The 21,818-nt window shown below is 68.0% G+C and carries 17 protein-coding genes and 2 tRNA genes; 6 read left to right on the top strand and 13 right to left on the bottom strand.

The features are described from left to right. Positions 1-10: 10 nt before the first annotated feature. Positions 11-2,440, bottom strand: a complete 2,430-nt coding sequence (locus ACI3KU_RS04240) for a CoA transferase (RefSeq protein ID WP_404921038.1) — start codon at positions 2,438-2,440, stop codon at positions 11-13. Positions 2,441-2,686: 246 nt separating this feature from the next. Between ACI3KU_RS04240 and ACI3KU_RS04235 the strand changes: the two genes are divergently transcribed. Continuing rightward, positions 2,687-3,592, top strand: a complete 906-nt coding sequence (locus ACI3KU_RS04235; protein ID WP_404921037.1) for a LysR family transcriptional regulator — start codon at positions 2,687-2,689, stop codon at positions 3,590-3,592. A 79-nt stretch (positions 3,593-3,671) separates the two neighbouring features. On the opposite strand, the gene ACI3KU_RS04230 is transcribed toward ACI3KU_RS04235, so the two are convergent. The 5 genes from ACI3KU_RS04230 to serS form a co-directional block, all read right to left on the bottom strand. Then, positions 3,672-3,765 (bottom strand) — tRNA-Ser (locus ACI3KU_RS04230). A gap of 86 nt (positions 3,766-3,851) precedes the next feature. Further along, entirely contained in the window at positions 3,852-5,144 is a 1,293-nt protein-coding gene (locus ACI3KU_RS04225; protein ID WP_404921036.1) for an LCP family protein, read from the bottom strand. A 75-nt stretch (positions 5,145-5,219) separates the two neighbouring features. Further along, positions 5,220-5,304: transfer RNA gene (locus ACI3KU_RS04220), tRNA-Ser, on the bottom strand. A 99-nt stretch (positions 5,305-5,403) separates the two neighbouring features. Then, on the bottom strand, positions 5,404-6,210 hold the full coding sequence (locus ACI3KU_RS04215; protein ID WP_404921035.1) for an HAD family hydrolase: 807 nt from the start codon (positions 6,208-6,210) through the stop codon (positions 5,404-5,406). Next, positions 6,207-7,472, bottom strand: coding sequence for a serine--tRNA ligase (gene serS, locus ACI3KU_RS04210; RefSeq protein WP_404921034.1), 1,266 nt, complete (start codon positions 7,470-7,472; stop codon positions 6,207-6,209). Before serS ends, ACI3KU_RS04215 begins: the two co-directional genes overlap by 4 nt. 61 nt (positions 7,473-7,533) lie before the next feature. On the opposite strand from serS, the gene ACI3KU_RS04205 reads away from it, so the two are divergent. Beyond that, the gene (locus ACI3KU_RS04205) at positions 7,534-8,526 is read left to right on the top strand and encodes a diacylglycerol/lipid kinase family protein (RefSeq protein WP_404921033.1); all 993 of its coding nucleotides are present in this window, start codon (positions 7,534-7,536) and stop codon (positions 8,524-8,526) included. A 21-nt stretch (positions 8,527-8,547) separates the two neighbouring features. Here the strand turns inward: ACI3KU_RS04205 and ACI3KU_RS04200 are convergent, their stop codons facing one another. The 3 genes from ACI3KU_RS04200 to ACI3KU_RS04190 form a co-directional block, all read right to left on the bottom strand. Further along, the gene (locus tag ACI3KU_RS04200) at positions 8,548-9,276 is read right to left on the bottom strand and encodes a hypothetical protein (RefSeq protein ID WP_404921032.1); all 729 of its coding nucleotides are present in this window, start codon (positions 9,274-9,276) and stop codon (positions 8,548-8,550) included. 41 nt (positions 9,277-9,317) lie between these two features. Then, complete coding sequence (cls, locus tag ACI3KU_RS04195) at positions 9,318-10,766, bottom strand: cardiolipin synthase (protein WP_404921031.1); 1,449 nt, start codon at positions 10,764-10,766, stop codon at positions 9,318-9,320. A gap of 65 nt (positions 10,767-10,831) precedes the next feature. Then, positions 10,832-11,020: a hypothetical protein gene (locus tag ACI3KU_RS04190; protein ID WP_404921030.1), complete on the bottom strand. Its 189-nt coding sequence runs from the start codon at positions 11,018-11,020 to the stop codon at positions 10,832-10,834. Between the two features lie 171 nt (positions 11,021-11,191). Between ACI3KU_RS04190 and ACI3KU_RS04185 the strand changes: the two genes are divergently transcribed. Beyond that, positions 11,192-12,304: a DUF4192 family protein gene (locus ACI3KU_RS04185; RefSeq protein ID WP_404921029.1), complete on the top strand. Its 1,113-nt coding sequence runs from the start codon at positions 11,192-11,194 to the stop codon at positions 12,302-12,304. A gap of 95 nt (positions 12,305-12,399) precedes the next feature. Here the strand turns inward: ACI3KU_RS04185 and lysS are convergent, their stop codons facing one another. After that, entirely contained in the window at positions 12,400-13,935 is a 1,536-nt protein-coding gene (gene lysS / locus ACI3KU_RS04180; RefSeq protein ID WP_404921028.1) for a lysine--tRNA ligase, read from the bottom strand. 285 nt (positions 13,936-14,220) lie between these two features. On the opposite strand from lysS, the gene ACI3KU_RS04175 reads away from it, so the two are divergent. The 3 genes from ACI3KU_RS04175 to ACI3KU_RS04165 are packed head-to-tail and all read left to right on the top strand — an operon-like array spanning position 14,221 to position 18,739. After that, a complete protein-coding gene (locus tag ACI3KU_RS04175) occupies positions 14,221-14,697 on the top strand; it encodes a DUF2975 domain-containing protein (RefSeq protein WP_404921027.1) in 477 nt (158 codons plus the stop codon). Continuing rightward, positions 14,697-14,918 (top strand): helix-turn-helix domain-containing protein, encoded by a 222-nt coding sequence (locus ACI3KU_RS04170; RefSeq protein WP_404921026.1) that lies wholly within the window; start codon positions 14,697-14,699, stop codon positions 14,916-14,918. Before ACI3KU_RS04175 ends, ACI3KU_RS04170 begins: the two co-directional genes overlap by 1 nt. Beyond that, a complete protein-coding gene (locus tag ACI3KU_RS04165; RefSeq protein WP_404921025.1) occupies positions 14,915-18,739 on the top strand; it encodes an SCO7613 C-terminal domain-containing membrane protein in 3,825 nt (1,274 codons plus the stop codon). The genes ACI3KU_RS04170 and ACI3KU_RS04165 overlap by 4 nt, the downstream gene beginning before the upstream one ends. Before the next feature lies 1 nt (position 18,740). Here ACI3KU_RS04165 and ACI3KU_RS04160 read toward each other — a convergent pair whose 3' ends face one another. Genes ACI3KU_RS04160 through ACI3KU_RS04150 form a run of 3 tightly spaced genes read right to left on the bottom strand, consistent with a single transcriptional unit; the run spans position 18,741 to position 21,780 of the window. Further along, positions 18,741-19,478, bottom strand: a complete 738-nt coding sequence (locus ACI3KU_RS04160) for a DUF2520 domain-containing protein (RefSeq protein ID WP_404921024.1) — start codon at positions 19,476-19,478, stop codon at positions 18,741-18,743. Further along, the gene (locus ACI3KU_RS04155; protein ID WP_404921023.1) at positions 19,475-21,157 is read right to left on the bottom strand and encodes a PH domain-containing protein; all 1,683 of its coding nucleotides are present in this window, start codon (positions 21,155-21,157) and stop codon (positions 19,475-19,477) included. The genes ACI3KU_RS04160 and ACI3KU_RS04155 overlap by 4 nt, the downstream gene beginning before the upstream one ends. Next, complete coding sequence (locus tag ACI3KU_RS04150) at positions 21,154-21,780, bottom strand: PH domain-containing protein (RefSeq protein ID WP_404921145.1); 627 nt, start codon at positions 21,778-21,780, stop codon at positions 21,154-21,156. Before ACI3KU_RS04150 ends, ACI3KU_RS04155 begins: the two co-directional genes overlap by 4 nt. Between the last annotated feature and the right edge of the window lie 38 nt (positions 21,781-21,818).

The raw sequence follows: 21,818 nt of genomic DNA, 5'->3' as shown, positions 1-21,818 counted from the left end.
TTGCGTCGGGTCAGACAGCGGGAGCGGTGGCAACGACGTGCGGCGCCGCGGCGGGATGTTCTTCGAGGTCTCCGGCGGCGAGCAGACGCTCGATCTCTTCGGCAGGCAGCCCCAGCACGTCCTCGAGGACGCTCCGGGTGTGTTCGGCGGGGAGGGGCGCAGGAGTGAGCCGGGGGTCGGCGAGGCTCTCGGTGCGCGCCTCGCCCAGATTCGTCGGGAGCGGTTCGGGTAGCTGAGGCTGAACGAGGCGCCCGAACACGCCGCGAGTTCGGAGGTGTGCATCGGTCTGCAGGTCGTCGAGGCGGAGCATCGGTGCGGCCGGCACGCCCGCCGCCTGCAAGGCGGCAGCGGCATCCGTCCCCGTGCGCTCGGCTGACCACGATGCGAGTACGGCCCGCAGTTCGACACGGTGTGCCCACCGCTCATCGGCCGTCGCCAGGTGCGGCGCGGCCGCGAGGTCCGGGCGGCCGATGATCCGCGCGACCGCCGCGAAGCGGTCGTCGCCCCGCGCGTCGACGACAAGCCACTCGTCGTCGCCCCGGCTCGCGAAGACGCCGCGGAAGGCGTCGCCGTCCCGGTCGTTACCGGTGGCGCGCAGCCCCGCACCGGTCTGCAGGGACTCCGCCGCCAGCCAGTCCGCGATGCCGCCGAAGATCGCGTCGACCTGTGCGGTGCTGACCCGTCCGCCTCGTCCTGTCCGATCGCGGCGCAGCAGCAGGGAGACGATGGCAACGGCGTTGAGCCGCGCCACGACGTGATCGGGGAAGATCGTGATCGCATCGCTGAACCCGTCTTCGTTGCCGGGGTACGACCAGAGCTTCGAGAGGCCGGCGCTCGCACGCACGAGCGGGCCGTAGCCGAGTCGACGGCTCCACGGACCGTGGTTTCCGAAGGCGCTCGATTCGGACAGGATGATGGCCGGGTTGAGCGAGCGCAGCGTCTCCATGTCGAATCCGAGCGACGCGAGAGTGCCCGGCTTGAAGTTCGTGAGGATGATGTCGCTTGCCGTGACGAGGTCGGCGAAGATGCGGCGGCCCTCTTCGGTACGAAGGTTCAGGCCGAGGCTGCGCTTGTTGCGCATCCCCCAGCTGGCACCCTCGGTGATGAGCTCCCCGCCGGGCGACTGGCGTGATCCGTCGGGGAACGAGCTCGACTCGATCTTGATGACATCCGCGCCGTAGTCAGCGAACAGCCGTCCCAGTTCGGCGCCGACCACGATGACGCCGAGATCCAGGACCCGCATCCCCTCGAACGGGAGACGGCCCGGGCGCGCGTCGTGGACGCTGACGAGACCGGGCGTGCTTTTCGCGGTCAGATCGGTCGCCCCCTCTTCAGCCCACCGCGCCCCCGCCCGGACGTCGTCGATCTCGAACCAGCCGGTGTGGGCGACGGCACCCTCGCCCAGCGCCGGGGCAGGGGCGAACGATCCGCTCTCGTGGAACGCTGCTTCGCCGAGTACGTCGGCAGCATCGGCCACCGCGGCGGTCGGCACGCCGAGCTGTTGGCCTTGCTCGACGGCTTCTTCCATCGTGAGTCCGGCGAACAGCTGACCGATGCGCGGGTATAGCGTCGCCACGGCACCGAATCGGACCTGCGTGTCGTCGTACCGAGGGTCGGCGAACTCCGCCGGCCTCCCGAGCCACTCGAACATCCCCTGCCACTGACGCTTCGCGAGCACGCAGATGCGCACCCAGCCGTCCTTGGCGCGGAAGATCGGGTAGAGGTGACGCGAGTCGGGCCGCCCGCGCGGCAGGTCTCGGAGAGGAACACCGGCTCGCGCGCTGCCGCCGATCCCGAAGACGGGGTCGAGGATCTGGATGAGGCCCTCCTGCACTGAGAAGTCAGCGGTGTCACCCTCACCGGTGGCGCGCACGTGGGCGAGTTCGAGCATGACCACCCAGGCGGCCTGCACCGCGGCGGATTCGTAGGCAAGGAACTCCGGGGGCAGCAGTGGCTCGGTGACATCGGGGAGACCCGAGCGCGACAGCACGGTACTGAGCGCAGCGTGCACATCGGGGGTTGCCTGCCACGACGAGCGGTCACCGAAGCTGCCGAAGTCACTCATCTCCACGACCACCAGGCGCGGGTTGGCAGCGCGCAGCGCTGCGGCCGACAGCCCCCGGTCGGCCCATTGCCAGGCTGAGCCGTCACGGATCACGACGTCTGCCGACGCGGCCAGCTCTGCGAACGCGCCGCGGCCCTCCTCGGTCGCAACGTCAATCTCGACGCGCCGCTTGCCGGCGTTCTTGAGTGCGAACGTGAGGTTGCGGCCATCGACGATGACGCCCTCGCGACGCGCGCTCGATCCGCCGGGCTCCTCGACGCGCACGACCTCGGCTCCGAGATCGGCGAGGATTCGACCGACGTTCTGCAGGGGGCCGTTCACAGCGTCGATGATGCGTAGCCCGGTCAGGGGAAGGTCGACTTCGAGGTCAGCCATGATCACTCCTTCGTGTCACCGTGTCGGCATCGTCGCGACCCGGTTGCTGCCACTCTGGTCATCGGCCTCTCCGTTGGCCCAGCGCAAAGTGGGCCATCTCGACGCAGCACGACGTGGCACATACACAAGACCCAGACGGGAAGCCAGACCTGTCGTGTGGAGACCGGAGCACATGTCCTGGCGCGCAATGTGTGCGTGAGCGCAACGGACCTGTGCGGTCACCTGATGCCGCTCTAGAGTGAGTGCGTGGAGCTTTCGCAGGTGAGAGCCTTCGTCGCCGTGTCGCGACTGGGCACGGTGACTGCCGCCGCCGAGGAGCTCCACGTCACGCCCTCGCCCCTGAGCCGCACGATCCGCGAGCTCGAACGGCAGCTGGGCAGCGACCTCTTCACGCGCACGTACCACCAGTTCGAGCGCACCCCGTTCGGCGATCGATTCCTGCCGCTCGCCGTCGAGCTTCTGGCTCAGGCAGAGGAAGCCGCGCAGCTCGGGTTCGACGTCGAGCCGCGCCTCCGCGTCGGAGGCACCCCGTGGACGTCCCGCGTCCTCACGCGCCGTTTTGTCGAAGCGATCGAGGCCGTCACCGGCCGCAAGCCGGAGTATGCATCCGACCTGTCGTCCATACTCCTGCAGTCACTGCGTCACGGTGACCTCGACCTCGCGCTCGTCCATCTTCCCGTCGAGGATCCAGAGATCTCATCAGTCCCGCTCGCTCAGTACAGCTACTCTGTCGCCGCCGTCGGCGACAACTCGCTTGACCTCGGCCGCGCGCTCACGCTGTCCGACCTTGCCGGCCGACGGATTCTGTCGCTGCCGTTGATCATGCAGCCGACGCCGATGCGGATCTTCCTCGACGGCATCACCGCAGCCGGGGTCGAGTCGATAGAAGAGGTCGACCTCCGCGACATGGTGGGGCTGCAGGCCAGGATGGCCCGCACGGGCGAACTCATGCTCATCACACCGAGCGACGACCTGCCGAGCGCGCGATTCTTCGATCTGAGTGAGACGAACGTGTATCCGCTCTCCGACGGCGAGATCACCTTCGAGGTGGGCCTTGCCTGGCGCTCGCGCGACGTGCTTCACCGCGACCAGATCTCAGCCATCACCGCGGCCGTGGCTCCCCCGACCGGTCAAGTGCCGTACCTCAGGTGAGAATTCGTCGACCGATGACGGGAATGGCGAACGGAAACCGAAACAACACACATCATGTGGTCTTGGTCAGAAACAAACGTGGCGGAGACGGTGGGATTTGAACCCACGGACCCCCGTAAGGGGGTCTCCACCTTAGCAGGGTGGTGCACTAGGCCGAACTATGCGACGTCTCCGTGATCTTCACTCTGTCGAGCGAAGCACACCTGGCAATACTAACGGGTCTCGCCGCGATGCGCGAATGCACGCACCCGGGAGGGGCTCAGTTCACCTGGCCGTTGGAGCAGGTGCTCTGCGCCGCCGTCGTTCCGGTGATCTGCGACGGAAGCAGCACGGAGCCGTCGGGCGCCGTGGATGGCGTCGGCTCGATCACGGTGCCGTCCGTGGCAGGGTCAACCGCACCGGTATCGGTGCCGTCCGACGGCGTCGTGCCGTCCGTGGGCGTGGCGCCTTCCGCGACGACGCCGATGCCGGCATCGCCCGTGATCTGCAGAGAACTGTTGTTGGCCAGCGCCGTCAGCAGAACGCCGGCAGCATCCTCATCGGGGACCACGCGGTTCGGATCGGCCGGGTCGTCGTACACGGGGTACTGCACGAAGACGATGTCGTCGAACGGGACGTCCTTCACGGTGAACGCGAGCTTGACCAGCGTCATCGGATCGGTGAGTGACGTCGACGGGTCGATGGCGGAGAGCGTGGTCTTCGCCAGCTTGAGCAGGGTGGCTGGGTTGGTGAGCACTTCGGCGCTCATCATCTTCTTCGCGAGCCGGGACATGTACTGCTGCTGGTTGCTGATGCGACCGAGGTCGCCGCCGTTGCCCACACCATGACGTGTGCGCAGGAACTGCAGCGCCTCGTAGCCCTGGATCGTGCGCTCGCCGGCCGGCCAGTCGATGCCGGTGTAGGGATCGCGGATCGGGCTGGCCAGACACACCGTCACGCCGCCGACGGCGTCGGTGATTGCCATCACGCCGCCCCAGTTCACCGACGCGGCGTATTGGATGTCCATGCCGGTGAGCTGCTCGATCGTGGCGACGGTGCACGCCAGACCACCGGTGTCGAAGGCGGAGTTGAGCATCTGCTTGCTCATCTCCGACGTAACGTTGCCGTTGGCATCGGTGCACTCCGGGATCGGCACCATGAGGTCGCGGGGGAAGCTGATCACGGTGATCTTGCGCGGCTCTTCCGAGATGTGCACGAGGAGGTTCACGTCGCTGCGCGCCCCCTCCTCCGCGAGGCCCTCCTGGCACCGATCACCGAAGTACTGCGCGTACTGGGGTTCACACACATCCGTGCCGGCGACAAGGATGTTCGCTCCGCCCTCGATCTCGGCGATCGACGGGGGCACCTCTCCGCCGATGTCGGTGGCGTCGGCCGCGTACGACGAGGCCAGATCGTACGTCAGATACCCGGCGAGGCCGATGCCGGCCACCATCACCGTGGCCACAGCAACACCCACCAGGGTCAGCAGCTGCGCGATCGGTCGCGGACTGCGAAGCCGACCGTGCCGTGCGATCGTGCGACGACGGGAGCGTTCGGGGGACGCTGCGCTCACACGCTTCCTTTCAGCCTCGGGACCTGCAGCCCCATGGCGTGCAGGCGGATGCTCCCGGGGTGAACCGGATCAAAGCGGAGGGTGTGGGATTCGAACCCACGGGACATTGCTGCCCACTGGTTTTCAAGACCAGGTCCATCGGCCGCTCGGACAACCCTCCCAAGCGGCGCACCGCTCGTGAGGACGAGTCTATCCGACCTCATGCTCCCCGATTGCGCTGGGCGCGCGCTGGGCAGGTGCCCAGTAGGGGCTGTGCACGTCAGGACGCGTCGAGGAACAAGCGGTGCAGGATATGCGCAACGCCACCTTCCGCCACCGAATGCGTGACGATCGACGCGGCCGCGCGCACCTCATCCGGCGCCTGCCCCATCGCCACGGCGGTTCCCTGGTGCGAGCGCGACCACTCGAACATACCGAGATCGTTGCGTCCGTCACCGATGACGACGGACTGCGCGGGGTCGAAGTCAGCCCACTCACTGATCAGCTTCAGCGCGGTGCCCTTGTCCACACCTTGCGGCGCGATGTCGAGCCACGCCGTCCAGCCAATGGCATACGAGACCTGGTTGAGGCCGATGTCCTCGATCAGACGGGCGAAGTCGCTTTCGTCATGATCGGCGGAGACGACCACGACACGCGACACATGCTGCGCCGAGAGCTGGGCGAAGGGGACCTGATGGCCCGACTTCACGTTCCAGTGCTCCATCTCCTCGGTGAACAGGCGGGTGCCGTCTTCCAGCTCCACCATGTAGTGCGCGTCGGGGAGCTGCTCGCGCAGCAGCTCCAGAGCGGTGGTGGGGTCGAACGTCTCGGTGTGGAAGCGCTCGTAGTCATCGCCGACCCGTCGGTAGACCACGGCACCATTGGAGGAGACGACGTAGTCGGGCGTGATGTCGAGCAGCTCGAGGATCGGCTGCGTCGCATTCCAACTGCGGCCCGTGGCCAGCGTCACCTCGTGTCCGGCGGCAACAGCGGCATGCACCGCGTCGATGACTCCCGGGCTCGGCGTCCCGTCTTCCAGGACAACGGTGCCGTCAACGTCCAGCGCGATCAGCGCACGAGTGGTCACGCGGTGGGCTCCATCACCTCGAGTCCACCGAGATAGGGACGAAGCACCTCCGGCACAGTGACGGAACCATCGGCGCGCTGATGCGTCTCCAACAGCGCCACGATCCACCGCGTCGTCGCCAGCGTGCCGTTCAGCGTCGCGACCGGCGTGGTCTTGCCGCCGTCCGGGCGGTAGCGGATGTCGAGGCGGCGTGCCTGGTACGTGGTGCAGTTCGAGGTGGAGGTGAGCTCGCGGTACTTCCCCTGCGTGGGGACCCAGGCCTCGATGTCGTACTTACGCGCGGCCGAGGATCCGAGATCACCCGCGGCAGTGTCGATGACACGGTAGGCCAGGCCCAGATCGGTCATCATCTGCTCCTGCAGAGCCAGCAGGCGCTGGTGCTCGGCCTCAGCGTCCTCCGGCGTGGTGTAGACGAACATCTCCAGCTTGTTGAACTGGTGAACACGGATGATCCCGCGGGTATCCTTGCCGTAGGAGCCGGCCTCGCTGCGGTAGCAGGTGGACCAGCCCGCATAGCGCTTCGCACCGCGTCCGAGGTCGAGGATCTCGTCCATGTGGTACCCGGCGAGCGCAACCTCGCTGGTGCCCACCAGGTACAGATCTTCCTTGTCGAGGTGGTAGACCTCGTCGGCGTGCTCACCGAGGAAGCCGGTGCCCTGCATCACCTCGGGGCGCACCAGGGTGGGAACGATCATCGGGGTGAACCCCGCATCGATGGCGCGGTTGAGCGCGAGGTTCATGAGCGCGATCTCCAGGCGCGCGCCGATTCCGGTCAGGAAGTAGAAACGGGATCCGGACACCTTGGTGCCGCGCTCCATGTCGATGGCGCCGAGCTTCTCCCCCAGCTCCAGGTGATCGCGCACCTCGAAGTCGAACGCCGGAACGACGCCCTCCTCGCGCAGCACGACGTAGTCGTCCTCACCTCCGGCGGGGACGCCGTCGATGACGATGTTCTCGATGCGCGCGAACGCGCGCTGGGCCGCTTCCTCTGCCGTGCTCACGTCGCCCTGAGCAGCCTTGACCCGGTCGGAGAGCTCCTTCGCCTGTGCCACGAGGGCGGGCTTGTCTTCCTTGGGCGCCTGCGCGACGGTCTTTCCGAACGCGTTCTGTTCTGCACGCAACGCCTCGAAGGTGTTGATCGCCGCACGGCGCGCAGTGTCCGCGGCAATGGCCTCGTCAACCGACTCCGGCGAGTTGCCACGGGCCTGCTGAGAGCGGCGGACGAGGTCAGGATTCTCACGGAGGAGTGCGGGATCGATCACCCTCATCAGTGTAGTCGGGGCCACGGACACGCCGCGCGAGTGCGCGGGCTAGGCTGACCCCATGTCCGCCCCGTCCTCCTCTGCCGCCGAGAGGGACGATCGGTTCGCGGCACTTGTCTACAACCCCGTGAAGGTGGACGGCGCTGATCTGCGCTCCGCCGTGATCGCCGCGTCCCATCGTGCCGGCTGGAGCTCGCCGATGCTGCTGGAGACCACCGTCGAGGATCCGGGCCAGGGTGCCACCCGCGCCGCACTCGATGCCGGAGCCTCGGTGGTGCTGGTCGCGGGTGGCGATGGCACGGTGCGCGCCGTGTCCGAGGCGATCGCCCGCACGGGCACGCCGCTGACGATCATTCCCAGCGGCACCGGCAACCTCCTCGCCCGCAACCTGCAGCTTCCGCTCTCCGAACCGGAGCGGATGATCCGCGCCGCCTTCGCCGGCAGGAAGCGCGCTGTCGACATCGGGTTCGCGAACGTGAAACGCGCCGACGGGTCCGTGGAGGAGCACGCGTTCGTCGTGATGGCCGGCATCGGGTTGGACGCGGCGATGATCCGCAACACCCGCGACGATTGGAAGAAATCCTTCGGCTGGGTGGCCTACATCGACGGTGCCGCCCGCTCGCTGACCACCGTCTCGCCGTTCCGTGTGATGTTCCAGGTCGACGACGAACGCATCCTCACCACCCGCGCGCACAGCGTGCTGTGGGCGAACTGCGGCCAGCTCCCCGCGGGGATTCAACTCCTGCCCGGGGCCGCGATCGACGACGGTCTGCTGGATGTCGCGATCTTCCGCCCGCGCTCCTGGTGGGGGTGGCTCGCGGTGTGGCGCACGGTGTGGTGGCAGAACAGTGTGCTGGGTCGCACCCGCACCGGTCGGCGGGTGATCGCGATGAGTCGCGGCAGCAAGGCGGTCAAGTTCCTGCAGGGTGCACGCATGGATGCGGCGGTGTCCTCACCTCAGCCGATCGAGTTCGACGGGGATGAGCTGGGCGAGGCGGTCGGGCTCGACGGCCGAATCGAGCAGGGCGGCCTGGTGGTGATGGTCCCCGCCTGAGCGGGAACCATCACCGAGACGTCAGTTCTGCACGGTGACGGCGAGCGGATCCGCGGCGCCGTCCAGATTCACGAGACTCAGCTGCGTTCCCACGGCGGCCCCATCGATCTGCAGCATGGTCCCCCGCGGCGAATAGTCCATCGTGCACGCCTGATCGATTGTCTTGAAGGTGACCGTGGTGCCGTCGATCGTGTCCACCACCGGCGGGCAGCTGGAGGATCCGTAGGAGATCAGGACGACGCCCATCGGCGTGAGAGTGGCGGACGGCTCACCGGCGGGCGTGGTGGCGGCGTCTGCCGGACGCGGCGCCAGCGCGATCTCCTGCGTCTCCTCGGCGGTTGTCAGTTTCACGGTGGCAGCCGTCTTCGAATCGACGCCCTCAGGCAACCCCACCAGGATCAGCTGTTCGCGCAGGTCCTCCGTGCAGACGCCATTGACTGTCGGGCCGGCGAGCGCGACAGTGACATCCTGGTTTGCGACGGTGACATCCTGAATCACGGGGTAGCACGATCGACTGCCACTGCCCCACGTGACCACGCCCAGCGACTTTCCGCCGTCCAGCCAGACGACCGTGGCGTTCTCCAGGCTGGGCGGCGGTGCCGTCCATTCATCGCTGATCGACGGCTCGGTCGGCGTGGGTGTCGGAGATTCGGGAGCGTCCCCTGGGGCGGCGGCGTTGGTCGCGCAGCCGGTGAGAAGCGTGGCAACGGCCAGCACGGATCCGATGAGAAGGGGTCGCATGATGCTCATACCCTTCAGTGTCTCGGATGACGAGATCGTCTCGCGAGCCTCTACTGCAATGCCGAGGTGAGGCGGGCCAGATTGTCGAGCACCGTCGAGCGCAACGGCTGCTTGGACCATTCCTCGGCCGTCAACTCACGGCTGAGCTCCCGGTACTGGTCTTCCACCGCGCGCATCTCCTGCACGAACCCGGAATCGCGTACCAGCATCGAGACCTCAAGGTTCAGACCGAACGATCGCATGTCCATGTTGCTGGAGCCGACCACCGCGATGTCGTCGTCGATCGTCAGGCCCTTGGTGTGCAGGATGTACGGCTGGCGGTACATCCAGATGCGGACGCCGGCCCGAAGCAGCGCTTCGTAGTAGCTGCGCTGCGCGTGCCACACGATGGCCTGATCGCCGATCTCGGAGACGAACAGCTCCACCTTCACACCGCGTTGCACGGCGGAGGTGATGGCGATCAGCAGCGCTTCATCGGGGACGAAGTACGGACTGATGATGTCGATGCGCTCCTGCGCCGCGTAGACCAGGGCGACGAACATCCGGAGGTTGTTCTCCACCTCGAACCCGGGACCCGACGGGACGATCTGGCATTGCAGATCGCCGCCGGAGCTGGGCGGTGCGATGGTGACATCGCCGTCCGAGATGAGTTCGTCGGTCTCGGTGAACCAGTCGGTGAGGAAGACCGCGGCCACAGACGAGACGACAGGGCCCTCGAGCCGCACCATGAGATCCACCCAGTGCAGACCGCGCTTGATGTTCTTCTTCAGGTTGTAGCTGGAATCGGTGATGTTCTGCGAACCCATCCATGCCACCACGCCGTCGACGACGACCAGCTTGCGGTGGTTGCGCAGGTCCGGCCGCTGCGTCTTCCCCCGCAGCGGCTGCACCGGCAGCATCAGGTGCCACTTCGCGCCCATCGCATCGAGCCGACGCAGCGTGACGCGGTAGTACGGCTTCCAGCGATTGGCCCAGTGATCTAGCAGAACTCGCACGGTCACGCCGCGCGCGGTCGCGTCTTCCATGGCCTGGAACAGCGTCTCGGTGGTGTGGTCCGCCTGGAAGATGTAGAACTCGATGTAGACGAACTTCTCGGCGCGGCGGATCTCGTCCGCCATGCGGTTGATGCTGGTCTCGTAGTCCGGCTCCAGGTGGGCGTCGTTGTGATCCAGCATGGGCATGGCGCCTAGGCGACGATTCATGCGCACCAGCGAGGTAAACCACGCCGGCTGGTCGTCCTCCGAGGAGCGCGCGTCAAGGTTGGCGCTTGCCTCGCGGATGTAGTCGTTGACCAGGGACTGTTTACGACGTCGAGCGCGGGGGAGTCGTGGATTGCCGATCAGCAGGAACAGCAGCACCCCGAAATACGGGATGAAGTAGATCGCGAGCAGCCACGCCGTGGCTGAGGTGGGACGACGATTGCGCGGCACGACGATGATCGCGGCGATGCGGATGGCAAGGTCGACGGCGACGCCCACCACGACCCACCATGTGATCACGTGTCCTCCCGGCCTTCAGCCTAGCGTCCGGGTACGACACTCCCTGGCGCGGTCGTCCGGCGCGGTCAGTCGGCCGTCGTCGTGGCGTCCGGCGCCGGCATTCCGCGCTTGGCACGCTCTTCCGCTTCGACCTGCGCGTAGACCTTGCGCTCGGACCGATCGAAGCGAATGATGCCGCGCAGCACGAAGAAGAACACGACGAGGACCACGGCCGTGGGAAGGATCGACCAGAGAGCTGCAAGCCAGAAGTCCATGCCCCCATGGTACGCCGCGGCTCCTGGGCGCGGGATCGGAGCCATCGCCTCCTCCCCAGGCCGCGATCTTTCTGACCGCTGCGCGCCGATCCGCGTCATGTCGCCGATCTGAGCGCGGAGGCTGTCAACAGGCGCCGATCCCCGTGCGCGGCGGTTGCGAGCATCGAGCCCATGAGAACGATCATCACCGCAGACTCCTCCGCCGAGCTTCTTGCGCTCATCCCCCATCTCTCCGGCTATGTCCCTCGGGAGAGCGTGGTTGTCGTCCCCTTCGAGGCCGGCCGCTCGCTCGCCATGCTTCGCGTGGATCGGGTGACCGACGACATCGATGCGTTCGCCGCGACGACCATCGGAACCGCCTGTCGAGTACCAGACGTCGATGCCGTCGTTCTCGTCATCTACACGGGTGGCGAGCTCGCGACGAGCGGGGCTCGGGAGGTTCTGGAGGCGCTGCGCATTCGTGCAGACGCCTGCGGGCTGTTCGTCATCGACGCGCTCGCCGTCGCGGAGAACGGGTGGGCGAGTTACCGCGACGATCATCGTCCCTCGCCTCGGTCATTGGATGAAATCGCGCGAGCAGCACCGGCCGGCCTTCTCAGACCCACGGACGATCAGGCGGGCGGCAGCACGCTTGTTCGAGCACCAAAGGAACGTCGACGACGCGTATCCGCGGCTCTCATGGACACCGAACGGGCCGCGAACGTCCTCCTGACACAGGCCCGATACTCGACGGATCGGTCCGGCGAGTTGGATGCACGTGCGGCGCGAATCCTCACCGAGCTGACCGACGTCGCAACCGCGTGGGAGACAGCGCTGCGGTTCACGTCTCTTGACGATGGGATCCTCACCGATGAACGCGCCGCGCTGCTGCTGTGGTGCCTGGCGCGTCCGTCTCTGCGTGACGTCGCGCTCGCACACTGGTGTCATGGCGCAGACGCCGCGCATCGGGTCCTGGAGGCGCAGCTGGAGTGGGAGGAATCCGGCGACTATCCCGCGGGTCCCCTGTTTCTCGCCGGGGAAGGACCACGGCCGGATCCGGCCAGGCTGCACCGCGTGCTGCACATGCTCCGGGGCCTCGCCGCTCTGGCCACGGGACGATTCCGCGGCTCTGCATTGGCATCGGCAGCCTGGGCGGCATGGGCACTCGGGTGGGGAACGCACGCCGGCGCGTACGCCCGTGCGGCGCTGTCGGTAGACCCCAGCCAGCGCCTCGCGGAGATCATCGAAGAGTTGTCGTCGCACGGGCATCTGCCGGGCTGGGCGTTCACGCGGGCGGAGCCGTGATATCGCCGCGCGAGTTGGCGGTGAGCACGACGCGGCCCGCCGACCGGATGGTCGACGGGCCGCGTTCGGTCCGGGTGCCACGGCACCCGATGAGCTCACTTGACGAGCGGGAAGAGGATCGTCTCACGGATGCCGAGGCCGGTGATGGCCATGAGCAGGCGGTCGATGCCCATACCCATGCCACCCGTGGGCGGCATGGCGTGCTCGAGCGCACGCAGGAACTCCTCGTCGACGCTCATCGCCTCGTCATCGCCCTGTGCCGCAAGCTTCGCCTGCTCGACGAAACGCTCGCGCTGGATGACGGGGTCCACCAGCTCCGAGTAGCCGGTGGCCAACTCGAATCCGCGGATGTACAGGTCCCACTTCTCAACGACGCCCGGGATGCTCCGGTGCTCGCGCACCAGCGGGGAGGTGTCCACCGGGAAATCCATCACGAAGGTCGGACGCTCCAGTGCGCCCTTCACGAAGTGCTCCCACAGCTCTTCGACGTACTTGCCGTGCGTCGCGACCTTCTCGGGGACCTCCACGCCCACCGAGTCCGCGAGCGCCTTCAGCTCGGCGAGGGAGGTCTGCGGGGTGATGACCCGGCCTGCGGCGTCGGACAGCGAGTCGTACATCGAGATGCGGGCCCACTCGCCACCGAGGTCATACTCGGTGCCATTGGCCCAGGTCACCACAGGGGAACCGGAGACCGCGATCGCCGCGTTCTGCACCATCTCCTGCGTGAGGTCGGCGATCCCGTTGTAGTCGCTGTAGGCCATGTACGCCTCGAGCATGGCGAACTCGGGGCTGTGCGTGGAGTCGGCACCCTCGTTGCGGAAGTTGCGGTTGATCTCGAATACCCGCTCCAGGCCGCCCACCACCGCGCGCTTCAAGTACAGCTCGGGTGCGATGCGCAGGTACAGCTCGGTGTCGAAAGCGTTGGAGTGCGTCACAAAAGGACGAGCCGACGCGCCACCGTGCTGCACCTGCAGCATCGGCGTCTCCACCTCGATGAAACCGTGATCTGCGAAGGTCTGGCGGAGGCTGGCGTTCGTCTTGGCGCGTGCGATGACGTTCTCACGCGCCTTGTCGCGGACGATCAGGTCGAGGAAACGGCTGCGCACCCGCGTCTCCTCGTTGAGGTCGGCGTGGAAGTTGGGCAGCGGCAGGATCGCCTTGGCGGCGATGGTCCAGTCGGCGACCATGATCGACAATTCGCCCCGGCGGGAGGAGATCACCTCGCCCGTGACGAACACGTGGTCTCCGAGATCGACGAGTTCCTTCCAGGCAGCGAGCGACTCGTCCCCCACATTCGCGAGCGAGACCATCGCCTGAATGCGCGAGCCGTCACCGGACTGCAGTGTCGCGAAGCAGAGCTTGCCCGTGTTGCGGCTGAACACAACGCGTCCCGCGACCCCGGCAGTGACGCCGGTCGCGGTGTCGGCCTCGAGCTCGCCATACTGCGCGCGCAGCTCGGCGATCGTGGTGGTGACCGGAACGGAGACCGGGTAGGCGCCACCTGCGGCATCGGAACGCTGCTCGATGAGCTTCGCACGCTTCGCCAGACGCACCGCCTTCTGCTCGAAGATGTCCTCTGCGGTGGGCTCGTCAGCGGCTCCGCCGGGCGCGGCGGACGGCGTTTCAGTCATGCGGGGCTCCTTGTGAAAGTCCTCCCAGTCTATCGACGCGCGCCAACCGGCCCGTGCGCCGCCCGCTCCCGCCCGCTCCCGCCCGCTCCCGCGCGCGACTCCTCGATATCGGGCCGCGGATGGCATGCTCCGCCGCGGGTGCGGAGCAGCCCGCTGTCTGGGTCCGCCAGTGTCTCCTGCCTTGGAATCTGCTGTGCGCGGCTGGCGCACAGCCCAGCGCTTCCCTATTGTTTCGCGATAGGTACGTATCGAAAAACGATAGATATCGGTGGTTCAGGGGGAATCATGCACGTCAGAGTCGTCATCGCGCTCAAGGTCCTGCTGGTCGTATTGCTCGCGATCCTCGTCGCCTGCCAGGTCTTCCTGGTGCCCAGCCTGGCCGCCGTGACTGCGGCCAAGGAGCCTCAGGTGGCGTTTCTGCAGGTGCCGGGAGTGATCGTCGCAGACATCTTCCTGCTGTGCGTGCAGATCGCCCTCCTCTGCCTGTGGCGTCTGCTGTCGCTGGTGGCCGAGGAGACGATCTTCTCGCCGCGGTCGTACCTGCTGGTGGACACGATCCTCGCGCTGGTGCTCATCGCGACAGGCATCGTCATCACGGCGACCATCGGACTCCTCGCCTTCGGCGTCGGCTCAGGCTCCGTGCTGCTGGTGTGTCTGCTGGGCGTGGTCCTGGGCGTGTCGAGCGCCCTGCTCGTCATCGTGTTGCGTGGACTCGTGCGCAAGGCCGCTGCACTGGAGCACGACCTGTCGGAGGTGGTCTGATGGCCATCGTCATCAACCTGGACGTACAGCTGGCGAAGAAGAAGATGTCGGTCGCGGAGCTGGCGGCAGCCATCGAGATCACTCCCGTGAACGTCTCGGTGTTGAAGAACGGACGAGCCAAGGCCGTGCGCTTCAGCACCCTGGACGCCATCTGCCGTGTGCTCGACTGTCAACCCGGCGACATCCTGGTCTGGGTTCCCGATGAGGAGGTCGGCGCATGATCCCCGACGTCCGCGCCGGGGCCGCCTGGACCGAACGGACCATCGCGAAGCTGTCGGACCGCCGCACATGCCCCTTGTGCCTCGCCGGAGTCGTCCGTGAGGGCGTGTGCCTGGCGTGCACGGCGGACCTCCGTGGGGCACGAGGTGCAGAGCTGTGGCGGATCACGGCGGCCTCGATCGACGCGCTGTCTGCGCGACGCCGATGGCTGGCCACGATTCCGACCTCCCACGCAGATGCGGTGGCTTCGAGCAGCGTCGGGCAGGCAGCCGCCGTCACGACGCCGGCGCTAGAAGGCGCTGTGTCGAGGGGCGACTCGATCACGATTCCCGCCATGGCCACCGCTCCAGCGGCGGCGGGCCACACGACGATCGGCAGCAACATCAACTCCGGCGCTCGCCGTCCGAGTCCGCCTGTTGCGCCGACACCGGGGCGCGCTGCTATGAACCCCCCACGTCCGTCGGCTCCACGCTCGTCAGCCTCACTGCAGTCCGTGCTCGCCGTGGCGGGTGCCGGCCTGTTCGCCGTCGCGGCCGTCGTGTTCTCGTTCTTCAACGCCGACCTCTCGTCGCCCTGGCAGCGGCTGCCCATCCTGGGCGGAATCGCCGCCGCGTTCCTGGTGCTGGCGTGGGCGCTCTCCCGTCGCCGACTCGCCTTCTCGGCGGAGGCGATCGGTGCCCTGGGCCTGGTGTTCGTGGCGCTCTCGATCGCATCTGTCGCACAGCCCGTCACCTACCCGTGGATCGCCGCTGCCGCCGGCACGGCCGTCGCCGCGCCCGCCGCGATCATCCTCGGGCATCGGATCCGTCTGCGCAGCTGGCTGTGGATGGGACTCATGGGAGCGTCGCTCGTTCCCGCCATGGTGGGATGGGCGGCCCTCGGCGGCGCCGGACAGGTGCTGGGCCATATCCTCGCCGCCGCGACGGCGTGCGCCCTGATCGATCTGATACGACGACTCGCACCCCGCTTCGAGGCGCCCCTGACCGCCGAACGGCGCGCTCTCACCGCGGTGCAGCTCGTCATCGGGGCGACAGTTCTGCCTCTCGCCCCGTTCGCCGGACGCGACTTCCCTGCCCTCACCGACAGCGCGGCGTTGTGGGTGCCGGTAGCCGTCACCGCGGGCGCACTCGGTCTGATCGCACGGGCATCGGTGGCGCACCCGCTCCCGCGCTGGTGGAGCTTTTCCTCCGGCGCGCTCCTGACCGGAAGCCTCGTCTTCGGCGCGCTCGCCTTCGCGCCGTCGGAGGACGACGCCGTCATCGCCATGACAGCCACCGGCGCGGCCCTCGCCCTCGTGATGATCGGAGTCCTGCTGCCGATGCCGCGGGCGACCAACCGGACACTGTTCCTCGGCGGGATCATCGCCGTGGCGGCCTGGCCCGCGATGCTGGCCCTTGTCCTCGCATTCCGGGTCGGTGCGCTCACGATCGGCGAAGTGCTGATCCCCGGATGGACGAACGACGCCGTCTCCACCGCGGCCACCATCGCCGCGGCGATCGCGCTGCTGATCATGGCCGCGGGCGTCGCGTTGTTCGGCCGACTCGATGCCGGACGGACGCCAGGGGCAGCCACGATCGCCCGACCGCTGGCCGTCGCTCTCACGGGATCCGCCTCGCTCGTCATCGCCTGCCTACCCGTCCTCCGACCGACGGGCACGGTCATCGTGGCGCTCATCATCGTCGGCGCTCTCGCGCTGCTGGAACGCACGCGCTGGATGGCCACACGACACCGCACCGATCCCACGCGGATCGTCACCGCGCTCGGCGCCCATGTCGCCCTCGTGCTGGCCGCCGTCGTCTCGTGGAGCTCGCTCGAGTCGGGAACGACGTTCGGACTCGCTGTCATCGCTGCCATCGCCGCGAGCGCCACCCTCATCGCGCCCAGCGTTCGGTTCCTGCACGTCGGCGCCTGCTACGCGTACGCCCTCGTTGTGATCGCCGTAGGGCTGCACCTGCTGCGCCTGGACGACATCGTCGTGTTGTGCGTGACGTCGGCGATCGGCTCACTCGGAGCGGTCGCCGCCACGTTCCTCCCGCGCCCGCGCTCGCGGAGCTGGACGGCAATCCTCGCCGTGACCGCCGTGCCCTACCTGCTCGGGGTCGTGCAGGTGTTCTTCGAGCGCAGTGGATGGACGGCGCTGACCACCGGCGCGATGTTCGCGCTCACGCTGACGCTGGTGCTCACCCGCCACCGCCCCGTGAGCACACCGATCCGCGGCGCCGCCGCCTTCCTGCTGGTACCCACGCTCGCCGTCATGACGACCTGCCTGTGCGCGCAGCTCCCCGCCAGCGGATCGCCAGTGGCGCTGCCGATCATCGCGGTGCTGGTTTCCCTCACCCTGGCCAGCGGTTCGACGATCGAGGATGTGCTGATCGCACGGCGGTTGCCCGCAACGAGCATCGGCGTCAGTCGATGGGCGATCGAGGCGTCAGCTCTCCTCACCGGCGGGCTCGCCGTGCTCCTCGCCCTGTGGCGTGTGGCGGCGGGGCTGCCCACCGCGAGCCTCGTGCTGCTGATCCTCGCGATCGGCGCCGCCGGGGCTGCCATCTGGTCGCACCGACCTTACGGCTGGTGGCTGGCGGGTGCCAGCGCCACCGGAGCACTGTGGTGTGTCTGGGGCCTGATCGGCGTTGAAGAGCTGGAGCCGTATCTGCTGCCGCCGACCATCACGGCGGTGCTGGTGGCGCTCTGGCTCGCGGCGCGCGGGCGCCGCGCCACGGCGCTCTATGGCGCGGGACTCGCCCTGGCGGTCCTTCCGATCCTCGTGGTCCTCGCGATTCGGGGAACACCGGGTGACGGACCGATCCCGTGGCGCAGTTGGGCTCTGATCGCCACGGCCTGGGTGCTCGCCGCCGCGGCGCTGTTCCTGTTCCGGCGCAGCGCGCACTGGCGGGCCCTCACCGTTCCGACGCTCGGGATCGCGATCATCGCCGCCACGGCGGCCGTGGTGCAGAGCGTGAGATGGGGTGTCGGCCTCGATCCGCTTCACATCGCCTTCCCGCCGCTGTTTGCAGGTCTGATCATCGGCACGGTGGCCGCTGTCCCCGCGGCAGCCGCTGCGCGCACCCTTCCGCGCCGGTGGCGAGGGGCCGCGCTGCTGGCCCCGGTTGTCATCGTGCTGGCGAGCGCGTGGCCCCTGATGGGCCGCGACGACATCTCGATGTGGACCATGTGGACGGCCATGATCATGACACTTGCGCTCATGCTGGGCGTGAGCGTGCTGCTGCGACGTGGTGTCAGACACCTGCCCCCGATCCCGGCGCTGTTCCTGCTCGCGTTCGTCACCTCGATTGTGGCGTGGTCCACACGGGAGCTTCGCGTGGAGTGGTTCTCGCTCCCCCTCGGCCTGTTCCTCCTCGCCGCGGGCCTCGTGTTCCGCGATCGGATCGCACCGGCGGCCCCAGGCCGCGGGCTGGCTCCGCGGATCACCGATCAGAAGCGACTGCTGGCCTGGCCGCTTGGCGCCACGGGGTCCTGGCCGATCCTCGGTCCGGGTGCTGCCATCACGGTGCTGGCATCGATCATCGCGACGTTCACGGACCCGCAGACCTGGCGGGCGATCCTCGTCATCGTGCTCGCCCTCATCGGCATCCTCTGGGGCGCTCGCGCCAAGCTGCGCGCGCCGTTCCTGATCGGCGTGATCGTGCTGCCGGTCGAGAACGTCTTCGTGTTCGCCGTGCAGTTCGGTCGCGGCATCGAGTCGATGCCCTGGTGGATCACACTGGCCGTGGTGGGGGCGGTGCTGCTGATCCTCGCCGTGACGTACGAACGACGTGAGGGCGAGGACGCGGGGATCACGGCACGGCTGCGCGATCTCCACTGACTCAGTCCTCCTCGCCGTCCTCCTCCGAGTCGTCGAGGAAGCCGGCCGTGAGCATCTCATCGCCGCGGCCGGCCGCCGTCAATGCGCTGTCGATGCTCGAATGTGCGAGCGCTTCGAGGTATCCGCCGGGGTTGCCTACCCCGATGCCGCGAAGCAGGTCCGCCGACTGACGCACCACCTCCGCGGCCAGAGTGGTGACGGTGGTGATCGCCTCCGCGTAAGCGGGACGATCCTCCTCCGCGACGACCACCGGCTCGCACCCCATCTCCACGGCCAGCGCCTGCGCGATCGGCAGCACGGGTCCCGGTGCCGTCACCGCCGCGTACGCTCCGGACAGCCGCCGCAGGTCCATGCTGGTCCCAGTGAAGACGATCGCCGGGTGAACAGCCAACGGGATGACGCCCGCTGGCCGAGCGGGCGCGAACACCTCCACGCCGTATGCGGGGTCGGTGTGCATCACGAGCTGGCCCATCTGCCACGCTCCCACAGCCGCCAGCCCGGCGATCAGCTCGGGAAGTTCGTCGTGGGGGACCGCGATGATGACGAGCTCGCTTCGGCGGGCCACCTCGACAGCATCGACCTGGGGGGCGCCGGGGAGCATCGCAGACACCCGATCCGGATCGGATCCCGCCGTCACGGCGGTCACGGCGTGGCCCGCGCCGGCGAGGGCGGACGCCACGACGGGACCCACGCGTCCGGCCCCGATCACGCCGATGCCGAGCCGTCCGTCTCCGTTCACTGAACGGCCTCCGCCCAGCGATGGGTCCGGTCGGAACGGGCAGCGTTGATGGCGCGCGACTCCGCGTTCTGGAAGAGGGGAATCAGCTGCGCACGGTCGATGCCCGACAGCACGCCGCTCACCTGCCCGGGAACAACGTGAACGTGAAGCGTGCCGATGCGCGTCGCACGCGCGAGCGGCCCCTGACGCACATCGATGCTCTGGGATCGCGCGAGGGGGAACATCGCGAGGGTGCGGACCAGAGCGCCGCGGCGCAGTAGCAGGAACTCGCCCGTGAGAACGAAGCCGGTGCGCTTCCAGCTCAGTGGGTGCACCCACCAGGCGCGGGTCGGGGTGTTGACATACGGATCGGAGGACGGCCTCTTGCCGAGACCGTCGACCAGCATCCGGTCGACATCGGCGGTGGCGAGCTGGTCGAACAACAGCATCAGCACGCGCTCCACGTCGGCGCGCGTTCCCACGGGAAGAATCGTGGTGAACGGGTCGGTCTGCTGACTCTCGGCGCTCTTGCCGCTCAGTCGATTGATCTTGATCGAGTACCACCCGAACGGCCGCCAGAACAGCGACTGGTGCACCTCGACGGCATGCACGCGACCCGGCGGGATGGTTTCGGTGATGGTCGTGGTGAGACCGAACGTGATCCGCAAGCCGTCGGAAGTGGGAGCGATGGAGTAACGCAACACCTTCATCAGGCTGCGGAACCAGTACAGACCGACACCGAACACCGCCGGAAGCAGCGCGAACAGGACGTACTCGCTCCCGAAGATCGAAGCGACCACGACGATCACGATGTAGACGAGCAGCATCAGCGTCGTGGGGCTCCACAGGTGCGAGCCGATCAGTCGGCCGACCGGAATGCGCACGACGCTTGCCGGCTCGGCAACGGGGGCTTCAGCTCCGTCGATGATGCCGGTGATGCCACCGCCCACCGTCTGGATGAACTCCTGCGCGCGGGTCTGCGGCACCGGCTGACCGCTCTGGCGCAGCTCCCGCTGACGACGAAGCCCCGACGCACGGCCGAGGATGTCGGCGCGCACCGCCTCGGCATCGGCCGTGCGCAGATACTCCAGCTTGACGTTGGCGTCGGCACCCGCGCCCACGACCTCCAGTTTCGCAAGGCCGATGATGCGCGCCACGAACGGCCGGGTGAGGTTGACCCCCTGCACCCGGTCGAGCGGAGCGCGGCGCTGCTTGCGCATCAGCACACCTTGCTTGACCTCCACGTCCGAATCGGAGATGCGGAACTGGTGAAAACGCCAGGACAGGTAGAAGGCGGCGATGAGAAGCAGCAGCACGGCCAGCACGACACCGAGCGCGACGAGCACGAGGTTGTTCGTCAGGATCCAGTCGACGGGATCGCCCGCATAGCGGTCTTCGTAGTCGCGGAACTGGGGCACGAACAGGGCGATCACCCGGTCGCGCATGTTCGCGACCACGATGCCGATGATCACGATGAGGAACAGACCGCCCTGCATCAGCGGGGTCAGCGGGTGCATGCGGTGCCACTCGCCATCAGCGAGATCGCTCTCGACACGCTGCGGCTGCGAGACACCTCCCGCGGGCGCGACGGGGAATCCGGCGCCGGGCACCGGCACGCCAGCACCGGGCGCCAGGGGCGGCGGCACTACGTCCGGCTGCGGCGGGATGCCGGCGCTCGGGTCCTGCTGGTTGTCGCTCACAGCCCGGTCCGCCGAGACTCGGCCACTTCGATGAGCGTGTCACGCAACTGCTCGGCACCAGCCTGGGTCAGGCCGGGGATCGTCGCACCGGTGGTGGCGGCAGCAGTGACCAGCTTGAGCTGCGCGATGCCGAAGGCGCGATCCAGCGGACCGTGTGTGACGTCGACCAGCTGCATGCGGCCGTAGGGAACAGCGACCATGCGCTGCCACAGAATCCCGCGGCGGAACACGATGTCGTCGGCACGCAGCATGTAGCCGTAAGCGCGCGCCTGTCGCGGCAGGATGGCCATCGCCCAGCCGGTGGCGACCACGACACCGGCTGCTGGGATGAAGGCCCACAGCTGCTGGAAGACGACCCACACCACGATCGCCGCGGCGATCGCGAGGAGCAGCACGAAGCCGTTCGTGATCAGCTGCACGGCGACGTACTTCCGCGAGATCTGATGCCACGAGCCGTCCAGTTCAAGCCGCGCATCACTGCGCGGCTGCTTCAGCTCTGTGAACGTTCCGTCGTCCAGCGCCGGTGCCGCGGGCACGGGGGCCTGCGGCGCAGGAACCTGCCCCGGCGTGGCCTCAGGTGCGGGTGGCGGGAACTCGGGAGCGGGAGACGGCTGCGCTGCCACGCCCGGAGCCCAGTCCGGTACCGGAGGTACCGAGCCGT

The sequence above is a fragment of the Microbacterium sp. ZW T5_56 genome (assembly GCF_044987425.1).
Classification (GTDB): Bacteria; Actinomycetota; Actinomycetes; order Actinomycetales; family Microbacteriaceae; genus Microbacterium.
The sequence above is the reverse complement of the archived record's forward strand: the minus strand, read 5'-3'. Positions and strand labels throughout refer to the sequence as shown.